Source organism: Hymenobacter volaticus, from assembly GCF_022921055.1.
GTDB classification, from domain to species: Bacteria; Bacteroidota; Bacteroidia; order Cytophagales; family Hymenobacteraceae; genus Hymenobacter; species Hymenobacter volaticus.
Window position 1 is genome coordinate 1,138,971 of the sequence record NZ_CP095061.1, and the last position, 17,437, is coordinate 1,156,407.

Below are 17,437 nucleotides of genomic sequence, written 5' to 3' on the forward strand. Positions count from 1 at the left end.
GCCAGGGCTTTTGTTGAGTATAGAATAAGCAGTCTTAGGTGAATGAACTGCAAAAAGCAATGCTTTAGGCCGAGAAAGACGAGCCGCAGCCACAAGTGCTTTTGGCTTGGGGATTATTGAAAACGAAACCACGAGCGTTGAGGCCATCTTGGAAGTCGACTTCCATGCCCATTACGTACATGGCGTGCTTTTTATCCATGATGAGCAGCACGCCATCGAGGTCGAAAGTTTCGTCTTGGTCTTTTGCTTTATCGAAGCCGAGCAGATAACTCATGCCCGAGCAGCCACCGCCCTGAACGCCTACGCGCAGGCCGTATTCAGCAGGCACATTCTTATCGCGCAGAATAATACGAACCTCTTCCAAAGCGCGGGGCGTGAGGTTGATAGGAGCAAGCTTAGCAACGGCGGTAGCCATAGTGTGTTCGTGTTTAGGGAAGTATGTCAGCAAAGATACGAAGTAGAGTAGTATTGCGCGGACAAGGTTCCCGAAATACTACTACCCGAGTAGGGTCTTCTGTGCCTATAACAGCGTAGCCATGCCTGCGGTTCACGATGTATCTTTGCGCGGCCGAAAACTTGTGGGAACGTGTTGATGCGCTACTTTGGCGTGAAATACCTGTTTTCGATGTCCAACAATACGTTGCGCCCCGACGTAACTTCTACCTGCCGTCGTTTGCGCTACCTTCTGGCTTGTACCAATTTCTAATGGATACCACTGCTTACCTCTTCGACTTACTGAAAATTATTTTGCCGGCGCTGATTGTGGCCGGCTCCATTTTTTATCTGATCCAGCAATACCTGGAGAAAGAGCAGCAACGGCGGGTAATTGAACTGCGGCTCGAAGCAACCAAAACGACGTTGCCCCTGCGGTTGCAGGCACTAGAGCGCGTAACGCTGCTACTAGAGCGCATCACCCCCAACAATATCCTGATTCGGTTGGGGAGTGCTGGCCAAACCGCCCCCGATTATTATCGTCTCTTGCTTCAAGAAATTCGGGCCGAATACGAGCACAACCTGTCCCAACAACTCTACATGAGCCCCGACACGTGGGCCGAAGTCAAAGGCGCTAAAGAGCACATCCTCACTGTCATCAACAAGTCGTATCAAGGACTAGCGCAGCCTCAGCAAGCCCGCGGCACTGAATTGGCTAAGCGTGTCCTTGAAACGCTAATAAACGAGGAAGTTGATCCGACGGAACGCGCCCTTAATGCCGTAAAGCGCGAAGCAGCAGGTCTGTTTTAGTGGCGCTTTATTTGTGCGCTTCAACCATTTATCACAAGCGTATCGCCGCTCTGCATTCGGGCTTGGCTTCGTTATTTAAACTCAACTTATGGTAAAATCACGCATTGCCGTGGACATGGACGAGGTAATTGCCGATTCCATCTCCCGGTTTCAGGAATGGTATGGAACGGATTTTGAAATCTCCATAACCCGGGAGCAGCTGCACGGCAGAAAGATGCGCGACATCATAGCCCCCGAGCATAAGCCCGCCTTACGTGAATATCCTAACCGGCCCGGCTTTTTCAAGGATCTGCCCATCATTGCCGATAGCCAGCGCGTATTACGCGAAATGGCTCAACGCCACGAGTTGTTTATTGCCACTGCCGCCATGGAGTTTCCCAACTCCTTTGTAGACAAGTACAACTGGCTCAAACAGCACTTCGACTTCATTCCCTGGCGCAACATCGTGTTCTGCGGCGACAAGAGCATCATCAACGCCGACTACCTCATCGACGATAATGCCTTCAACTTCGACGGCTTCCGCGGCGAAGGTCTCTTGTTTGATGCCCCACACAACGCCCACGAAACCCGCTACCGGCGCGTACACAGCTGGCAGGAAATAGGGAAAATGTTTCTATAAGCCTTGCTGAGGCAACAATAAAAAGCCCGGCCCCTTCTCATTTGAGAAGAGGCCGGGCTTTTTAACTTCGCTGAATAGTCACTTACACCTCTGCCAACTGCGCGTCTATCGCACGTTGGTAGCAGGCTTCATAATGAGGCACTATTTTATCGGTTGCGAAGGTTTCGGCGTGGGCGCGGGCGGCGGCTTTGAAACGCGGTAGATTCTCGTCCTTTAGCACGTACAAGGCGTTTTTCACCATATCGGCAATGTCGCCCACGTTGCTGACCATGCCGGTTATGCCGTGCTCATTTAGCTCCGGAATACCGCCGGCGTTGGTGCTGATGACGGGCACTTCGCAGGACATTGCCTCCAACGCGGCAAGGCCGAAGCTTTCCTTCTCGGAAGGCATCAAAAATAAGTCCGATACGCTTAGCACTTCCTCTACGGCTTCTAGTTTGCCCAAGAAACGCACATCATTGCTGGTTAGACCTAAGTCGCGGCACAACTTCTCAATACGGGGGCGGTCTGGTCCATCCCCCACAAGCAGGAGCTTAGAAGGCACTTGCTTGCGTACCCCATCAAAGATTTGTACCACGTCTTCCACGCGCTTCACCGAGCGGAAGTTGGACGTATGGATAAGTAGCTTTTCGCCTTCGGGCGCAATAGCTGCCTTAAAGTGCGATTTGTCTTGCTTCTTGAACCGGTCGAGGTTGATGAAATTCGGTATCACTACGATGTCTTTCTCGATGGCAAAGTAAGCGTACGTCTCCTTGCGCAAGTCCGCCGAAACTGCCGTTACGCCATCCGACTGGTTGATGCTGAACGTGACAACAGGCTCGTAGCTGGCATCTTTGCCAACGAGCGTGATGTCGGTGCCGTGCAGGGTGGTGATGACGGGAACCCGAATGCCTTTCGTGATAAGAATTTGCTTGGCCATATAGGCCGCCGAGGCGTGTGGAATGGCATAATGTACATGCAGTACATCCAGCTTTTCGTTCTGGACAATGTCCACCATTTTGCTCGCCAGTGCCAACTCGTAGGGCGGGAACTGGAACAGTGGATACGGCGGAATGTATACTTCGTGGTAGAACAGGTTCTCGTTGAAGAAGTCGAGGCGTACGGGTTGGCTATAGGTGATAAAATGCACGCGGTGACCTTTCAGAGCCAACGCCTTGCCGAGTTCAGTTGCCACGACGCCGGAGCCGCCGAAGGTGGGGTAACAAACGATACCTATGTTCATGAGAGAGAGTGAATTTGTCTTTTGCAGCGTGGGCTATCATGCTGAGGCCGGAGGAAGCTGAGGTAAGCTGTTCAACAATCTTACCCAGATTGCTTCTGCGTCGGAATGGCAGTCCACGTTAGGAAAGACAACAAAAAACAAAAAAGGCGGCAAGCCATCCGGTTGGATGCCTCACCGCCATTTGCAGGTCAGGATAAATGCAGCGTTAGACAACAAATCATGATTTCAGTAGCGACTTGTAAATAACGTCGTGAATACGGGTGCGAATGTTGTACTGACGCAGCTTGTTGTTGCCAGCGTCGGGGTACACCCGATTGGAAAGAAAGATGTAGAGGATTTTGTTTTCGGGGTCCATCCAAACGCAGGTACCCGTAAAGCCTGTATGTCCAAACGTGCTGGCCGGCGAGAGGTTAGAAGTCGGGCCCTCAGGCTTGCTTGGGTCGCCATGGTCCCAGCCCAAGCCGTGCCGATTGCCTGCTACCGTGCTGCGCGCAAACTCTGTCACGACCGGCGCTTGGAAGTAATTGCGCCCACCGTACCGGCCGTTTTGCAGGTTCATCTGCATCAGAATCGCCAAGTCGTTGGCATTGGCAAACAAACCCGCATGGCCGCCAACTCCACCAATCATAGCCGCCGTTTGGTCATGCACGGTGCCTTGCAATTGCGTACGACGGAAATACGTGTCGTTTTCGGTGGGCGCAATGCACGACTGCGGAAACTTGGCCAGCGGGTTGTAGGTCATCGTGCCCAAGCCCAGCGGCTTGTAGAACTGCCGATCCAAGAAGTTCTCGATGGGCTGATTGAGCAGCTTTTCTGCTACCCGCTTCAGGATGATAAAGCTTAAGTCGCTGTACTCAACCGGATATTTGCCTTTTACTTTTGGCAACAAGCTGGAGCGCTGCACCCACAGCCACACCGAATCTTCAGCAGTCTGGACGCTGAAAAGGGAAGGCGTTACTTCGTTGGGGAAGCCCGTAGCGCTAGTACTGGCGTAAAAAGTGGGCTTCGGCCCGGTCTTGGTTATGGTTTTCTCCCAAGTCGGAATACCCGCTTTCAAACCTGCTTGGTGCAACAGCACTTCGCGTACTGTCATGTCCTTCTTGTTGGATTGCTTGAGCTCAGGCAGATACGACGATACTTTGCTGTCCAGATTCAGGGTGCCTTGGTCCTTAAGGTACATGATGGCCTGCAAGGTGCCCGCTACTTTGGTCACAGAGGCTAGGTCGTACAAGGTACTCTCGTTTACCGGCTGCGTCTTGTCGTAGGTGCAGTACCCGTAGCTTTTGTCGAATACTACGGCCCCATTCTTAGCCACAATTACCTGGCAGCCGGGAGCTGCTGCGTACGCAACCGTCTCCAGCGCAATATTATCGATTTGAGCCAGCACTTTCGAGTCGAGTCCTTCGCTTTCTGGTGTAGCATAGCGGAGACGGCGCAGGTCAGGAGTTGGGATGCCAGTGCCGGCTTTCAGCTCTGGCGTGACGGTTACGGGCAGGCGGCCTTTGGCGGGCAGTGCCCCAAACAGCACTTGCGGCACCACGAGCTGCGCTGCGTAGGTGTCTTCATAGCCGCAAACCAACGTGCGCGCACTATCCAGATACTTCAGCGCATAGGCATTGCCCATGGCTACCACTACCGTTTTAATCTTTGGGTTGGCTTGAAGCTCTTTGATGAATTTGAGCGCTCCATCCCCAATGCCGTAGTTATGGGTGGGCGTGTTGTTCATGTTGTGCAGCGTCACAACCACCGTATTGTAAGGAGCCAAACGTGGCAGCAAGCGGGCAAAGGTGGTGTCCGGGGCGTAGCGGTTGGGCACCGGATACACCGGGCCGCTTTGGTACTTGCCCATAATTTCGCCTAACGTGCTGCCTGTGCCCGCGCCAATAGTAACAGTGGCTACGCGCAATGTATCGAGACGTAGGAAGGGGAGAAGGTTGTCTTGGTTTTTGACGACAGTAGTGGCGTGCTCGAAAATTTCCTGCGCCACCGTTCGGCTTTGAGGCCGGTTCAGGTTGGTCATCAGGTTGCGCACATCGATGGGCTGGATATGGTTGAGGCCGGCCCAAAACTTGGCGCGTAGAATCTTGCGCACCCGCTGGTCTACGTCTTCCTGCGAGATGGTACCGGCAGCAATGGCTTCCTTTATCTTGGTCAAAGCCACTGGCACATCCTCCGAGAAGAGCAGTACGTCGTTGCCGGCCAGCAGGGCTAGGGCGTCTAGTTGCCCCGGTTTGTAGAGGTTGGATACACTCTTCATGTTGAGCGCGTCCGTGAAAACCAGCCCTTTGTAGGCCATCTTCTCTTTCAGCAAACCCGTGACGAGGTTGCGCGATACGGTAGCACTCACCGAACGTACCGTATCGAAGAGCGGCATGTAGAGGTGCCCCACCATCACGCCCATCACGCCCGACTGAATGGCCTGCTGAAAGGGGTACAAGTCCACGTTGGTGAGGTGGGCCAAGTCGGAGTTGATGACGGGCAGCGCAACGTGCGAATCCACATCAGTGTCGCCGTGGCCAGGGAAGTGCTTCACTACAGCAATAATGCCGTGGTCTTGGAGGCCACGTAAGTACTGGATGCCGCGCTTGGCTACTTGTTCTTTGTCTTCACCGAATGACCGATTACCGATGACGGGATTGTCGGGGTTGGAGTTGATGTCCATCACCGGCGAAAAGCTGATGTGCACCCCGAGCGTCTTCATCTTCAAGGCGATTTCGCGGCCCATCTGGTACACGTACTGGTCGTCGTCCATGGCGCCCAGCGTCATTTGCTTGGCGAAGTGCATGCTCGAATCCAGGCGCATGTCGAGGCCCCACTCGGCGTCCAGCGAAATCAGGAGCGGAACCTTGGCGGCAGCTTGGTAGCGGTTGGTAAGGGCTGCCTGACGGCGCGGCCCACCCTGCAAAAACATCAGCCCACCAATGTTCTGGTTGCGGATCAGGTTTTCGATGGATTGGGCGTGGCGCTTGTCCTTATTGGAGTAAGCGGCCACCATAAACAGTTGGCCGAGGCGCTGATCGGGCGTGAGCGAGGTGAACACGCTATCCACCCAGTTTTGCTCGGCTACTGACCGGGGCCGGGCGACATCGTCGTAGGGCACTGCCGATGTTATGAGTAGACCCGTCGCGGCCAAAAGCAACAGTAAGAGTCTAATCCGAAAATCCTTGAGCATCGGCTCCCTTGATAATTCTGGCGTGATATACTCTGGTTGAAAGCAAGCGGAATTCGCCCTACTTTTGCCTAAATCCGTGTAAGAAAAAGAGAGCGGATCAGATCATCCGGCGGTCGATGAGACGGGGCCGCGGCATCCTTTCTACTACTCTTCCCAAAGCCTTGATTCGGGAGTCCGAACAACGCTTCACACACGAATGTTGATTGCAAATCTACGGATAAATTTTGGTGGCTGGATGTAGAAGCACCGCCGTAATGCAATTTTTCCACAGACTAACGTGTTCATTTTCACCTTTCGTACATTTTTTCTTCCACTGGCATGGCCGACATAATTCAGCTGCTTCCCGAATATCTGGCCAACCAAATTGCGGCTGGTGAGGTGGTGCAGCGCCCGGCCTCGGCAGTAAAAGAACTGCTCGAAAACGCCGTCGATGCGGGCGCTACCCAAATTCAACTTATTATCAAAGATGCCGGCAAACAGCTGGTTCAAGTGGTCGACAATGGGGCGGGCATGAGTGCCACCGATGCCCGCATGAGCCTCGAGCGCCACGCTACCAGTAAGATCCGGACCACCGACGATTTGTTCCGTATTCGCACGCTCGGCTTCCGGGGCGAAGCGCTGGCTTCTATTGCGGCCGTAGCTCAGGTGGAGCTGCGCACCAAGCCCCGCGACCAAGACACCGGCACGCTGCTACTCGTGGAAGGCTCGCAGATCACCAGCCAGCAACCCGTAGCGTGCCCCGATGGCACCAGCATCAGCGTGAAAAATTTGTTTTTCAACGTGCCGGCCCGCCGTAACTTCCTCAAGAGCAATGCCGTGGAAATGCGGCACATCCTCGACGAGTTTCAGCACATTGCCTTGGCTAATCCGCAGATAGCGTTTTCGCTGTTTCAAAACGACCTCGAAGTGTTCAACCTGCCGTCGGGCAAGCTGAGCCAGCGTATTGTGAGCTTGCTTGGCAACGGCTATAAAGAGCAACTAGCAGCATGCGAAGAAGTAACGCCGTTCATTACCGTCCGGGGCTTCATTGGCAAGCCGGAATCGGCCAAGAAAAGCCGTGGCGACCAGTTTTTTTTCGTCAACAACCGCTTCATTCGCTCGGCCTACCTCAACCACGCTGTGCTGACGGCCTACGAGGGGTTGCTGCCCAAAGACACGTACCCGTTCTACGTGCTGTTTCTGGACCTCGACCCGAAGTCCATTGACATCAACGTGCACCCTACCAAAACCGAAATCAAGTTCGAGGACGAGAAAACGGTGTACGCCATTGTGCGCGCCGCGGTGAAGCAGTCGTTGGGATTGCACAATATGGCGCCCTCTTTGGATTTCGAGGGCGACGTGAACTTTGCGCCCATTCAGCCCCTAAACCTAGGAGGTAGCCAGAAAAGCACCTTTGACCCGAACAACTTCCGGCCCGATGCCTTGGCGTCGGCGGCCTCGCAGGCAGCACAGCCGGCGCCCCGGGAGCCACGCACTAGCAACAGCAATTCTAGCGGCACTCAACGCTCCGATGCGTACGAGCGGCAGGTACCGCCCCGGCCTACCGAGCAAGCCAAGCGCGAGCTAGAGGAGTTCTATAAGTCGCTAAGCCAAGTCAACGTGCCCGATGTAGAGCGCGAGGCTACGGCCATTGGGGTACCGGTTCCGTCGGCGTCGGCCCTCACGGCTGCGCAAACTGCCGCAGAGGCTCCGGAGCCAGTGGCCGCTAAGCCGCCTGTTATTCCTGCGCCCGTACTACCGTCCGCAACGCCTGCTGCGCCGCCTCAGTTACCCCTGCGTGAAAGCAGTGGCAGCACCGGCGGCAAGGTGTTGCAACTCCATCAGCAGTACCTGCTGGTGCCCGTTAAGTCGGGGTTGATGCTGATTGATCAGGCGGCAGCGCGGGAGCGGATTCTCTACGAGCAATATGCCCAGGATTTAGAGCGCGAAACAGGCACGTCCCAGACGTTGTTGTTTCCGCGTACGGTCACTTTCTCGCCCCAGGACTTTGCTGTGCTGCGAGAAGTAGAGGAAGCCTTACGTGCGCTAGGGTTCCGGTTCTCAGACTTTGGTAAGAACACAATTGCTGTAGAAGGCATTCCGGCCGAGGTTCCCGCCCGCGACGAAAAAGAATTGCTAGAAAGCCTGATCGAGCAATTCCGCAACAGCGCGGGTCCGGTTAAGCTAGAGCGCCGCGAGCAAATGGCCCGCGCGCTGGCTCGCCGCGTGGCCACTACCGCCGCCACCGCCCGCCTCTCCGACACTGAAATGACGGCCCTAGTGGATCGGCTCTTTGCTTGCCAAATACCCGGCTACACGCCCGACGGCCGCCGGACCTTGGTAATGCTAGAAATGAACCAGCTGCAAGCCTTCTTTACGCGCTGAGTAGGTTAAGTGAGATTTTACCGAGTATAACGCGCTGATTCGAGCAGACAACCGTTGAAAAGACGGTGATTTGACGGACTGTTCAGGTAGTCCGGCCAAATCGCCTCAATCAGCGTAAGAGCCAGTCAATGCGTTAGCAGCAATGAACTCCCAATAACCCAGCATACCTCAGCGACTCAACCAAGCCATTCATGTTCCGACTTACCCCTACTGTCCGCACCTTGCTTATCATCAACGTGCTGGTGTTCTTCCTGCAAAGCCAGCTTGGCGCTCAACTTACGGTGATGGGGGCCTTGTACCCAATTGGCTCGGTGTATTTCAAGCCATGGCAGTTTGTGACGTATATGTTCATGCACAGTGGTATCGGGCACTTGTTGTCCAACATGCTGGGCTTGGTGTTCATTGGGGCTTCTTTGGAAGACGTGTGGGGGCCTAAGCGTTTCCTGACGTATTGGCTGATTTGTGGTGTAGGAGCAGGCGTGCTTTACGAGGGAGTGCGCAATTATGAGCTGTACCAGATGAACGTAGACCGCATGGCATTTCACCAGGAGCCCTCAGGGGTTGCCTTCGCCGACTTCTTCCGCGAACATCTTCCAAACGCTGGCGAATCTTACCAACAGGTTGCCGCCCAACTCCAACGTACCCCCAACGACCAGAAGCTGGTTTCGATGGCCACAGAGGCCGTAGACACTATATACGACCAGTCGGTGAACAGCCCAGTAGCTGGGATGTTGGGTGCGTCGGGGGCTTTGTTTGCGGTGTTGTTTGCTTTTGGTTACTTGTTTCCGCAGCAGACTCTTTTCATCTTTCCCATCCCGTTTCCTATCAAAGCTTGGCTGTTTGTTTTCCTCTACACTGCCTATGAGCTATATGCTGGCTTGCACCAAACGCCCGGCGACAATGTGGCGCACTTTGCACATTTGGGCGGAATGTTGATTGGCTTTATCGTGTTGAAAATCTGGCAACGGAACGGTACCCATTATGGTTAAGTGAAGTGTCGCTGCTTGGTGGACAACTTTCCGACCTTAGGCGTAAGTAAAACTCACGCCAGCACACCTGCCGAAACATGCGCTCTTTGTTTTAAGCTTCTCTTCTCATGAGTTTTATCAACGATATCCGTACTGCCTTCAGTCGACGCGACAATGCGCTCAATCAGCTGCTGTTGATTAATGCGATAGTGTTCGTCGTATTGATACTGTTCGGTGCAGTTATGTTCGTTACCACTGGCTCGAGTCGCCAGGGTTTGGTGCTGGAGTGGATTGCTGTGCCCTCGGAACCCATGCTGCTGCTCACTCGGCCCTGGACGCTTCTCACCTACAGCTTCACCCACATTGGGTTCTTTCACATCTTGTTTAACCTGCTGAACCTATACTGGTTCGGCTCTCTAGTGCGCGAGTATCTCGGCGACCGAAAGCTAGTTAGCCTCTATGTGTTGGGTGCACTGGCGGGCGTGATGCTGTATTTGCTGGCTTTTAATTTGCTGCCTGTTTTTCAGGGCCGGCCTTCCATTTTATATGGGGCTTCGGCTAGTGTGGTGGCTATCATCGTAGGTGCCGCGACGCTGCTGCCCGATTACACCTTTAGTGTCATTCTAATTGGGCCGGTTAAGATCAAATACATTGCAGCCGTAGTAGTGCTGGTGTCACTAGCTAGCCTAGATAAAGGCAACGCGGGCGGCGAAATTGCGCACCTTGGCGGCGCTCTACTAGGCTTCCTATACATCAAGCAATTGCAACGAGGCCGCGACTTGGGCACACCCGTGCAAGCCATTGGCGACTGGGTTGGAGCTTTGCTTTCGGGGCGACCGCGCTTGCGCGTAACTCACCGCGGCGGCAGCACAACGGCTTCCGCCAAGAAAGGCCCCATGCCGAAGCCCGAGCAAAACGACATCGACAACATTCTGGATAAAATTTCGCGCTCTGGCTACGAAAGCCTTTCCAAAGACGAAAAGCAAAAGCTATTCCGAGCCAGCCAAAAGTAATTGTGTTTCAATCGGCCAAGCAGTTTGCTTGGCCTTTTTTGTGGCGCTAAACTTTACGCATGTGGAACTGGCGCCGGTCGGGTGGGAGCCGCTCGATGGCGTAGCGTAGGGCTGTGCGAGGTAGTTGGCCCCGGTGGTCGGCTAGGAATTCTTCTAGGGCATCCTCATTCCGCTTGCCCACTTCGCGCAGCATCCATCCCATGGCTTTGTGAATCAGATCGTGGGGGTGGGAGAGGAGTTGAGTAGCTATCTGAAAGGTATCGGCAAACTGATTCTTTCGGATGAAGGCCAACGTGGAAACCAGCGCCATGCGCTGGCTCCATAGCTGCGGTTCGGCCGCTAGCTCATACAGTGGTTCCCGGTCCTTGTCGAGCAGATACGTGCCTACTAGCATCGGGCAGCTGATGTCTACCAGATTCCAGTTGTTGACGAAGCGCCGATTCGCCAGATACCTTTCATGAATAACGCGCTGCCCGGCAGGGCCTGCTTTCGGAAACTGAAGTGTCCAGACAATAAGTGCTGTCTGCCGGGACTCGTGCCACGGACTTGCTAATAACTTTTCTACCTCAGCCAGGGGCAGCACCCGGAATTGTTGGGCCAATTGACGCTGCTGCGGCAAGGTTAAACCTAGAAACTGGTCACCGGCGCCGTACTCACCAGGTTTCGTTTTAAAAAAACGCTGAAGTAAAATGGCGCGGGCTGGATCGGCTAGGGCATGCAAGGCAGCTTCGAGGCCGGCGGCGGTCATTAGCAGTGAAGTTTGGTGCCCAACAGCAAGCCGGAAGTTACTTGATGTTGTACTTTATATCCGACTCGTTGTGGGTATAGAAGTAAGCGTAGTTGGAGCGCAACTCTTCCCAACCAGCTTTGGTGGCGTACTTCTGATGCATCACATCTTCCCAAGCAATGCGCATTTGGCGGGCACACACCAGCGGCCGTACCTGTCCGACCCCGGTGCCAAGACCCGGAATGGCAATAATCTGAATTTTTGATTTTACTGGCTCACCAGTAGGCAACATGCCGTGCTCTATCAGAAGCAATAGCGCTTTCATACAATGATACACGTTGGGCCCACGCGTAATGGTCATGGGTGTGCGCATAGTAGGCGCCGAAATCAGGTAGGGAAACAAGGGACTACCTGTGGGTAAAATGGTGGCTTGCCCCACTAATAACTCTCCATAGAATTGCTCACGGATAATGCGCTGCAAATCTTTTTCGAGGTGCCAGCCTAGGTGTTTGGAAATCGCAAAATCGATACCGCCATTCATGAAGCCGAAGCTGTTGGCCGGACTGACGATGGCGTCGCACGGGTAGTCGAAGATGGAACCGTGCCGGACTGTTACTTGGTCGATGTCGGCAAATACTCGCTGCCAGGCATCCGTAATTTCTTGGTTAACGTCAATAAAGTGAAAGTGCATGAAGGGTTTTTCAGCCAGCAAGGTAGCAAATACATGACTTTCTCTATACTTATACAAACGGAAACCGGCCGCCCCACTGCTGCGGGACGGCCGGTTTGTAGTTAAAGCCGAATTAGAACTAGGCCGAAGCCTTGCCCATGTTGTCCAGCGCGTCCATCACTTCTTTTACGTGGCCACGCGAAGTTTCCAAGGCCGCCTTTTCCTCGTCGTTCAATTGCAACTCGATTACTCTCTCGATGCCGTTTTTGCCGAGGATAACTGGTGCGCCCAAATACACACCGTTGATGCCGTACTCACCCTGCAACTCAATGCACACGGGGAACACACGGCGCTGGTCGCGCACGATGGCTTCTACCATTTGGGCAGCGGCCGCACCAGGAGCATACCAAGCCGAAGTACCCATCAGCTTCACTAGCTCACCGCCACCTACAGCTGTGCGCTGCACAATGGCGTCTAGCTCGGCCTTACCGATCAGCTCGGTAACGGGGATGCCGCCAACAGTGGTGTAGCGGGGGAGGGGCACCATCGTGTCGCCGTGGCCGCCCATCAATACGGCTTGGATATCTTTGGGGCTTACGTTGAGCGCCTCGGCCAGGAAGGCGCGGTAGCGGGCCGTATCGAGGATGCCGGCCATGCCAAACACCTTCTCGCGGGGTAAGCCCGAGGTGAGGTGCGCTTGATAAGTCATCACGTCGAGCGGGTTGCTTACTACGATGATGATGGCGTTAGGCGAATATTTTACCACTTGCTCCGTCACCGTTTTCACGATACCGGCGTTGGTCGAAATCAGGTCGTCGCGGCTCATGCCGGGCTTGCGGGGCAAACCCGAGGTGATAACTACCACGTCGGAATCAGCGGTGCGGCTGTAGTCGCCGGTGACGCCTACGGTACGGGAGTCGTAGCCAATGATGGGAGATTTCTGCCAGATGTCCAGTGCTTTGCCTTCGGCGAAGCCCTCTTTGATGTCAACCAGAACAATTTCGTTGGCGATTTCGCGGGTGGCTAATACGTCGGCGCAAGTAGCGCCTACGTTGCCAGCCCCAACTACGGTAACTTTCATCGAGTGATGGATTGGGTGTACGGTTTGGGTTCGAGCGTAAAGCTAAGGGTTGAAGGGGGAAATTGTTGAATTGTTAAGAGGTTGGGTGAACAATGAATTAACAGACCTAGAACCCTTCAACAAATCAACAATTTAGGCACAGCTTACATGCGCTTCACTACCAACACGCGTTCGGTTTTCTCGGTCACTTTAAACCGCTCGTCGGGACGGAAGCCGATAACCCAAGCAATTTTGCCGTCGCCGGAAACTAGCACGAACACGTTGTCTTTGAGATTGAGCGGTACTTTCTGATCGATCAGGAAGTCCGACAGCTTCTTTTTGCCTTTCATCCCAATCGGCATAAACCAGTCGCCTTCCTGCCAGGGCCGCACGATAAGCGGGAATTTCAGCAAATCAGCATCCAGGGCCGCTACGGCTTTGCCGCGCGGAATCTCAAGGTCAGTTGCTTCGTGCAGTTCCAGGCGCAAGTGCAGTCCATCGATTTTCAAGACCTCTTGGCCGGCTTGAATCTGGTGGGTGCCGAACTTGGTGAGGACTTTACGGGTAACTACCAACTGGTCCCGGTCTTTTACCAGCCGGTGCGTTGGCGACTCGAAGCGGCGGCCGGGCTCGGCAGGGAAGGAAGCAATGATGTCTTTCACCACCGGGAAGCTGAACCCGAACGGCCGCAGCAACTCATGTAATACGAGTGTAGTGGCCGCCGTGCGTTGGAGCATGGCAATGTTGAGGTAAGTTACTTCCTCCTCAGTGCGCTGTGCCTGCGCGGCCGTGTCCTGCACGTAGCGGCGCACGATTTCCTCGGCCCCGCCGACCCGTTCGGCCGTGAATTGCAGCGTCTGATCAAGGTTGGGGTTGATTTCGCGCAGCACCGGCAGCACCTCCTGGCGCAGGCGGTTGCGTTGGTACACGGGGCTGTCGTTGGAAGCATCTTCGCGCCAGATCAAGTGGTTTTCCACCAGATACTCGAACAACTCGGGTTTGCCGATGCCGAGCAGCGGACGCACGAGGTAGCCGTTTTTGGGCGGGATGCCGTGCAAACCTGCCAGGCCGGTGCCGTGGGTGAGGTTGAGTAGCATGGTTTCGGCAGCATCGCGCTGATGGTGGGCGGTGGCTATGTAGGCCAAGCCCTGCGTCTGACGTAACCGCTCAAACCACTCGTAACGCAGAGCGCGGGCTGCCATTTGGGTGGAAATGCCTTCCTGCTCGGCAAAGGCTTTGGTTTGGAAGAACTCGGCGAAGTAGGGAACGTCGTATTTCTTAGCCAGCTTGCGCACAAACTGCTCGTCGGCATCCGCTTCTTCGCCCCGCAGCCCAAAATGGCAATGGGCAATAGCAAACTGCACACCGAGCCGGTGCAGGACATCAGCTAGCACCACCGAATCTTGGCCGCCGCTTACGGCTACCAGCAGCGGATCATCGGTGAGCGAGAACAGATGGTGTTCTTCTATGTACTGGCGAACTTGGTCGAGCATTTATAAAAGCAGTAAAGCGAAACACAAAAATACGGACGCCGCCTCATCGGGCGTTACGCATGTGAAATCTGACAAGGATGAATCGTAGAAAGAAAGAGTTTGGTTGGAGCTCGATGCCCTTTTCCCGCCGCCGGTTGCAGTACGTATTATTAACAATGAGTTGGGCATTGGTGCTGGTAGCCTGTGGCTCCGGCGCGAAGCCCTTGCCCGCCGGCCAACAGCCGCTCGTTATTGGGCACGCCGGTTCGGGTTTCCTTACGCCATTCAATCCGTTCAACCCGCTGCCCCCAAGCAGCCTAGGGGGCATCGAGCAGGCCCTGGCCCGTGGCGCCGACGGCGTGGAAGTGGACGTGCAACTCAGCCAGGACAGCGTGTTGATGCTCTACCACGACCAAAAGCTGGAGTCGATGACCGACGGCACGGGCTGCATTTACGAGCAGCCAGCCGCCGCGGTGCAAAAGCTGGAGTACAAAGCTGGCTGGTTTTATGACCTGTGGCAAGACGAGCACCCCATCACGCTGCAACAGCTGCTTGATAAGCTTAGCAAACGCCCAACCTTGCCGTATCTGCACTTCGACCTGCACGAAACTAACGTCTGCAACCCTGACCAACCCTTGGCCCGTGCGCCAGCCTTGGCGCGCGCCTTAGGAAGACTCTTGAAAAATTACTCCTGGCCGCCCGATCGACTTTTGGTGCTTACCATCAACCCGTCGTCGTTGGCGGCGTTGCGCCAGGCCCTGCCCACTACGCCGCTAGGGCTGGAAATTACCGATGATTTTGCGGGGCAGTTGGAGGTAGCCAAGGCAGAGAAAGTACAGGCTATTGTGGTGAAGAAAGATATTATAACGCCGGAAAATACAGCGCAGGCGCACGCGGCAGGCCTACAAGTTGTTACGTTTGGAGGTCGCGCCCAAGGCACTGTCCAACGTCTTATCGATTGCCAACCCGATGCTATTGAAGTCGACAATGTGCCAACTATGCTAAGACTACTAGGCCGGAAGTAACCTTACCCTTCGGTGTGCAACTTTTCAACAACTATAACCATACGCGCGGGCTTGGCGCCTAGTTGAACAACTAGTAATGAGCCGCTGCAACATCACCCAACCAGGCGTGCGCCCTGCCGCAAGGAGGTAGATTTCATACCTTTGCTTTATAATGCCCTTATCTAGATTTCTCTTCCTGTTTTTATTGGTTTCACTTCCGTTGCTGGCTACGGCTCAACGCAAGTCAACCACCCAACCCACGCCTGCTAGAGGCCAACGAATCGAGCTATTGCCAGGCACGGCACAACTCTCGGGAGGCAAGTTTAATGGCGTTGAAATCCGCAAGCTGATTGGCAACGTGAGCTTTCGGCAGGGCACCACGCTGCTCTACTGCGACTCGGCCTATCAGTATATTGGTAGAAACGACTTGGAAGCGTTCAGCAACGTGCGCATCATTCAGAACGACACGATTACTATCACCGGCGACCGGGCTACTTATGATGGGGACACCCGCAAAGCCCGCATGATTGGCAACGTGACCATGCGCGACCCCCGCATGACCCTCACCACCAATCTGCTCGACTACGACCTCACCACGAACCTAGCCTACTACAGCACCGGTGGCCACATTGTTGACCCCGAAAACACGCTCGACAGCCAATACGGCTACTACAACACCACCAGCAAGATCTTTAGCTTCAAGCGCGACGTGAAGGTGCTCACCAAAGACAACACCATCGATACCGATACGCTGCAGTACAATACCGTAACAAAGGTGGCGTACTTCTTTGGACCCACGCGCCTAACGGACCGGCAAAACCAGACGCTCTACGCCGAAAATGGGGTGCACAATACTATTACCGGGGTATCAACATTTCAGCGCAACGCCAAAGTTGAAACGCCCAACTACCTGCTGACTGGCGACAAACTGGTGTATGACCAAGCCCAAAAGTACGGGGTAGCCACGGGGCACGTCTCGATGACCTCGAAGAAAGATAATGTGGTGATACGCGGCGACGTGGGGCGCTATTGGCGACTGCAAGGCCGCGTGAAGGTGTACGGCTCGCCGGTGATGCGCAACATATCGGGCAAAGACACGCTGTACTTAGCGGCCGACACCCTCATCAGCCAGGAAGGCAAGGCGCCTCTCAACAATGCCGGGGTTATATATGCCTTCCCGAAAACCAAAATATTCCGTACCGACCTGCAAGGCCGTTGTGACTCGCTGACTTACAACCGGCTAGATTCTATCATCTATCTCAACAAAAACCCGATCCTCTGGAACAACCAAAACCAGCTTACCTCCGACAGCATGGAAATCCGGCAGCGCAAGGGTAAGGTTGACCAGATGCGGCTTTACGCCAGAGCGTTTATCATCGGGCAAGACACGCTGCTGAACTTCAACCAAGTGAAGGGACGCCGGATGATTGCTTACTTCCAGGGCAACTCCATAAAAAAAGTGGACGTGCTTGGCAACGCGGAGAGCATCTACTATGCTCTTGAGGGTGACACCGCCGTGAGTGGCATGAACAAAGCTCTATCAGCCACAATGGTATTGCGCTTTGCCGAAAGCAAGCTGCAGACCATCAGCTTTCTGACCAACCCCGATGCCAGCTTTATTCCGCCCCATGAGCTAAAGCCCGAAGACGAGAAACTCAAAGATTTCAGCTGGCGCCCCACGGAACGACCGACCCGCCGGGCCGTGTTAGGCAAGCACTTTGCCTTGCCCGTGAAAGTTAAAACTAAAGCGAAACCGAAGGGAAAAGCGAAAACGAAATCAGCACCGAAAACCACTCCTAAACCGGTAGTAAAGCCTGTTTCCAAGCCTGCTGCAGCTCGTGTTACTACACCTGCAGGTGCTACGCCGCCGCTGCCAGTTAAAAAATAGCAGAGCCTTTTTGCCA

General features: G+C 54.5%; 14 protein-coding genes. 7 read left to right on the forward strand and 7 right to left on the reverse strand.

Annotation, left to right across the window (positions count from 1 at the left end):
• Positions 1-64 precede the first annotated feature (64 nt).
• A complete protein-coding gene (locus MUN86_RS04995) occupies positions 65-415 on the reverse strand; it encodes a HesB/IscA family protein (RefSeq protein ID WP_245122490.1) in 351 nt (116 codons plus the stop codon).
• A gap of 290 nt (positions 416-705) precedes the next feature.
• On the opposite strand from MUN86_RS04995, the gene MUN86_RS05000 reads away from it, so the two are divergent.
• Positions 706-1,242: a DUF7935 family protein gene (locus MUN86_RS05000; protein WP_245122492.1), complete on the forward strand. Its 537-nt coding sequence runs from the start codon at positions 706-708 to the stop codon at positions 1,240-1,242.
• A gap of 88 nt (positions 1,243-1,330) precedes the next feature.
• The gene (locus MUN86_RS05005) at positions 1,331-1,861 is read left to right on the forward strand and encodes a 5' nucleotidase, NT5C type (RefSeq protein WP_245122494.1); all 531 of its coding nucleotides are present in this window, start codon (positions 1,331-1,333) and stop codon (positions 1,859-1,861) included.
• A gap of 82 nt (positions 1,862-1,943) precedes the next feature.
• On the opposite strand, the gene bshA is transcribed toward MUN86_RS05005, so the two are convergent.
• Together bshA and MUN86_RS05015 are read right to left on the reverse strand one after the other, a co-directional pair.
• The gene (bshA, locus tag MUN86_RS05010; RefSeq protein WP_245122496.1) at positions 1,944-3,083 is read right to left on the reverse strand and encodes an N-acetyl-alpha-D-glucosaminyl L-malate synthase BshA; all 1,140 of its coding nucleotides are present in this window, start codon (positions 3,081-3,083) and stop codon (positions 1,944-1,946) included.
• A gap of 217 nt (positions 3,084-3,300) precedes the next feature.
• Positions 3,301-6,183 (reverse strand): serine hydrolase domain-containing protein, encoded by a 2,883-nt coding sequence (locus tag MUN86_RS05015; RefSeq protein ID WP_245122498.1) that lies wholly within the window; start codon positions 6,181-6,183, stop codon positions 3,301-3,303.
• A 390-nt stretch (positions 6,184-6,573) separates the two neighbouring features.
• On the opposite strand from MUN86_RS05015, the gene mutL reads away from it, so the two are divergent.
• The 3 genes from mutL (at position 6,574) to MUN86_RS05030 (ending at position 10,600) form a co-directional block, all read left to right on the forward strand.
• Positions 6,574-8,619 carry a DNA mismatch repair endonuclease MutL gene (mutL, locus tag MUN86_RS05020; RefSeq protein ID WP_245122501.1) on the forward strand — a complete coding sequence of 682 codons (2,046 nt, stop codon included), beginning with the start codon at positions 6,574-6,576 and terminating at the stop codon, positions 8,617-8,619.
• A 191-nt stretch (positions 8,620-8,810) separates the two neighbouring features.
• A complete protein-coding gene (locus MUN86_RS05025) occupies positions 8,811-9,608 on the forward strand; it encodes a rhomboid family intramembrane serine protease (protein ID WP_245122503.1) in 798 nt (265 codons plus the stop codon).
• A 107-nt stretch (positions 9,609-9,715) separates the two neighbouring features.
• A complete protein-coding gene (locus MUN86_RS05030) occupies positions 9,716-10,600 on the forward strand; it encodes a rhomboid family intramembrane serine protease (RefSeq protein ID WP_245122506.1) in 885 nt (294 codons plus the stop codon).
• Positions 10,601-10,646: 46 nt separating this feature from the next.
• On the opposite strand, the gene MUN86_RS05035 is transcribed toward MUN86_RS05030, so the two are convergent.
• The 4 genes from MUN86_RS05035 to tilS all read right to left on the reverse strand — a co-directional run bounded on the left by MUN86_RS05035 (position 10,647) and on the right by tilS (position 14,550).
• The gene (locus MUN86_RS05035; RefSeq protein WP_245122508.1) at positions 10,647-11,348 is read right to left on the reverse strand and encodes a DNA alkylation repair protein; all 702 of its coding nucleotides are present in this window, start codon (positions 11,346-11,348) and stop codon (positions 10,647-10,649) included.
• 37 nt (positions 11,349-11,385) lie between these two features.
• Positions 11,386-12,018 carry a macro domain-containing protein gene (locus tag MUN86_RS05040; RefSeq protein WP_245122511.1) on the reverse strand — a complete coding sequence of 211 codons (633 nt, stop codon included), beginning with the start codon at positions 12,016-12,018 and terminating at the stop codon, positions 11,386-11,388.
• 118 nt (positions 12,019-12,136) lie between these two features.
• Positions 12,137-13,078: a malate dehydrogenase gene (gene mdh, locus MUN86_RS05045; protein ID WP_245122514.1), complete on the reverse strand. Its 942-nt coding sequence runs from the start codon at positions 13,076-13,078 to the stop codon at positions 12,137-12,139.
• Between the two features lie 143 nt (positions 13,079-13,221).
• Positions 13,222-14,550 carry a tRNA lysidine(34) synthetase TilS gene (gene tilS / locus MUN86_RS05050; RefSeq protein ID WP_245122517.1) on the reverse strand — a complete coding sequence of 443 codons (1,329 nt, stop codon included), beginning with the start codon at positions 14,548-14,550 and terminating at the stop codon, positions 13,222-13,224.
• 155 nt (positions 14,551-14,705) lie between these two features.
• On the opposite strand from tilS, the gene MUN86_RS05055 reads away from it, so the two are divergent.
• Entirely contained in the window at positions 14,706-15,554 is an 849-nt protein-coding gene (locus MUN86_RS05055; protein ID WP_245122519.1) for a glycerophosphodiester phosphodiesterase, read from the forward strand.
• 184 nt (positions 15,555-15,738) lie between these two features.
• Positions 15,739-17,421 carry an OstA-like protein gene (locus MUN86_RS05060; protein WP_245122522.1) on the forward strand — a complete coding sequence of 561 codons (1,683 nt, stop codon included), beginning with the start codon at positions 15,739-15,741 and terminating at the stop codon, positions 17,419-17,421.
• Positions 17,422-17,437 lie beyond the last annotated feature (16 nt).

Excerpts from the sequence above, each read along its gene's own strand:
- MUN86_RS04995 (WP_245122490.1), bottom strand. The coding sequence starts at position 415 with ATGGCTACCGCCGTTGCTAAGCTTGCTCCTATCAACCTCACGCCCCGC.
- MUN86_RS05000 (WP_245122492.1), top strand. The coding sequence starts at position 706 with ATGGATACCACTGCTTACCTCTTCGACTTACTGAAAATTATTTTGCCG.
- MUN86_RS05005 (WP_245122494.1), top strand. The coding sequence starts at position 1,331 with ATGGTAAAATCACGCATTGCCGTGGACATGGACGAGGTAATTGCCGAT.
- bshA (WP_245122496.1), bottom strand. The coding sequence starts at position 3,083 with ATGAACATAGGTATCGTTTGTTACCCCACCTTCGGCGGCTCCGGCGTC.
- mutL (WP_245122501.1), top strand. The coding sequence starts at position 6,574 with ATGGCCGACATAATTCAGCTGCTTCCCGAATATCTGGCCAACCAAATT.
- MUN86_RS05025 (WP_245122503.1), top strand. The coding sequence starts at position 8,811 with ATGTTCCGACTTACCCCTACTGTCCGCACCTTGCTTATCATCAACGTG.
- MUN86_RS05030 (WP_245122506.1), top strand. The coding sequence starts at position 9,716 with ATGAGTTTTATCAACGATATCCGTACTGCCTTCAGTCGACGCGACAAT.
- MUN86_RS05035 (WP_245122508.1), bottom strand. The coding sequence starts at position 11,348 with ATGACCGCCGCCGGCCTCGAAGCTGCCTTGCATGCCCTAGCCGATCCA.
- MUN86_RS05040 (WP_245122511.1), bottom strand. The coding sequence starts at position 12,018 with ATGCACTTTCACTTTATTGACGTTAACCAAGAAATTACGGATGCCTGG.
- mdh (WP_245122514.1), bottom strand. The coding sequence starts at position 13,078 with ATGAAAGTTACCGTAGTTGGGGCTGGCAACGTAGGCGCTACTTGCGCC.
- tilS (WP_245122517.1), bottom strand. The coding sequence starts at position 14,550 with ATGCTCGACCAAGTTCGCCAGTACATAGAAGAACACCATCTGTTCTCG.
- MUN86_RS05055 (WP_245122519.1), top strand. The coding sequence starts at position 14,706 with ATGAGTTGGGCATTGGTGCTGGTAGCCTGTGGCTCCGGCGCGAAGCCC.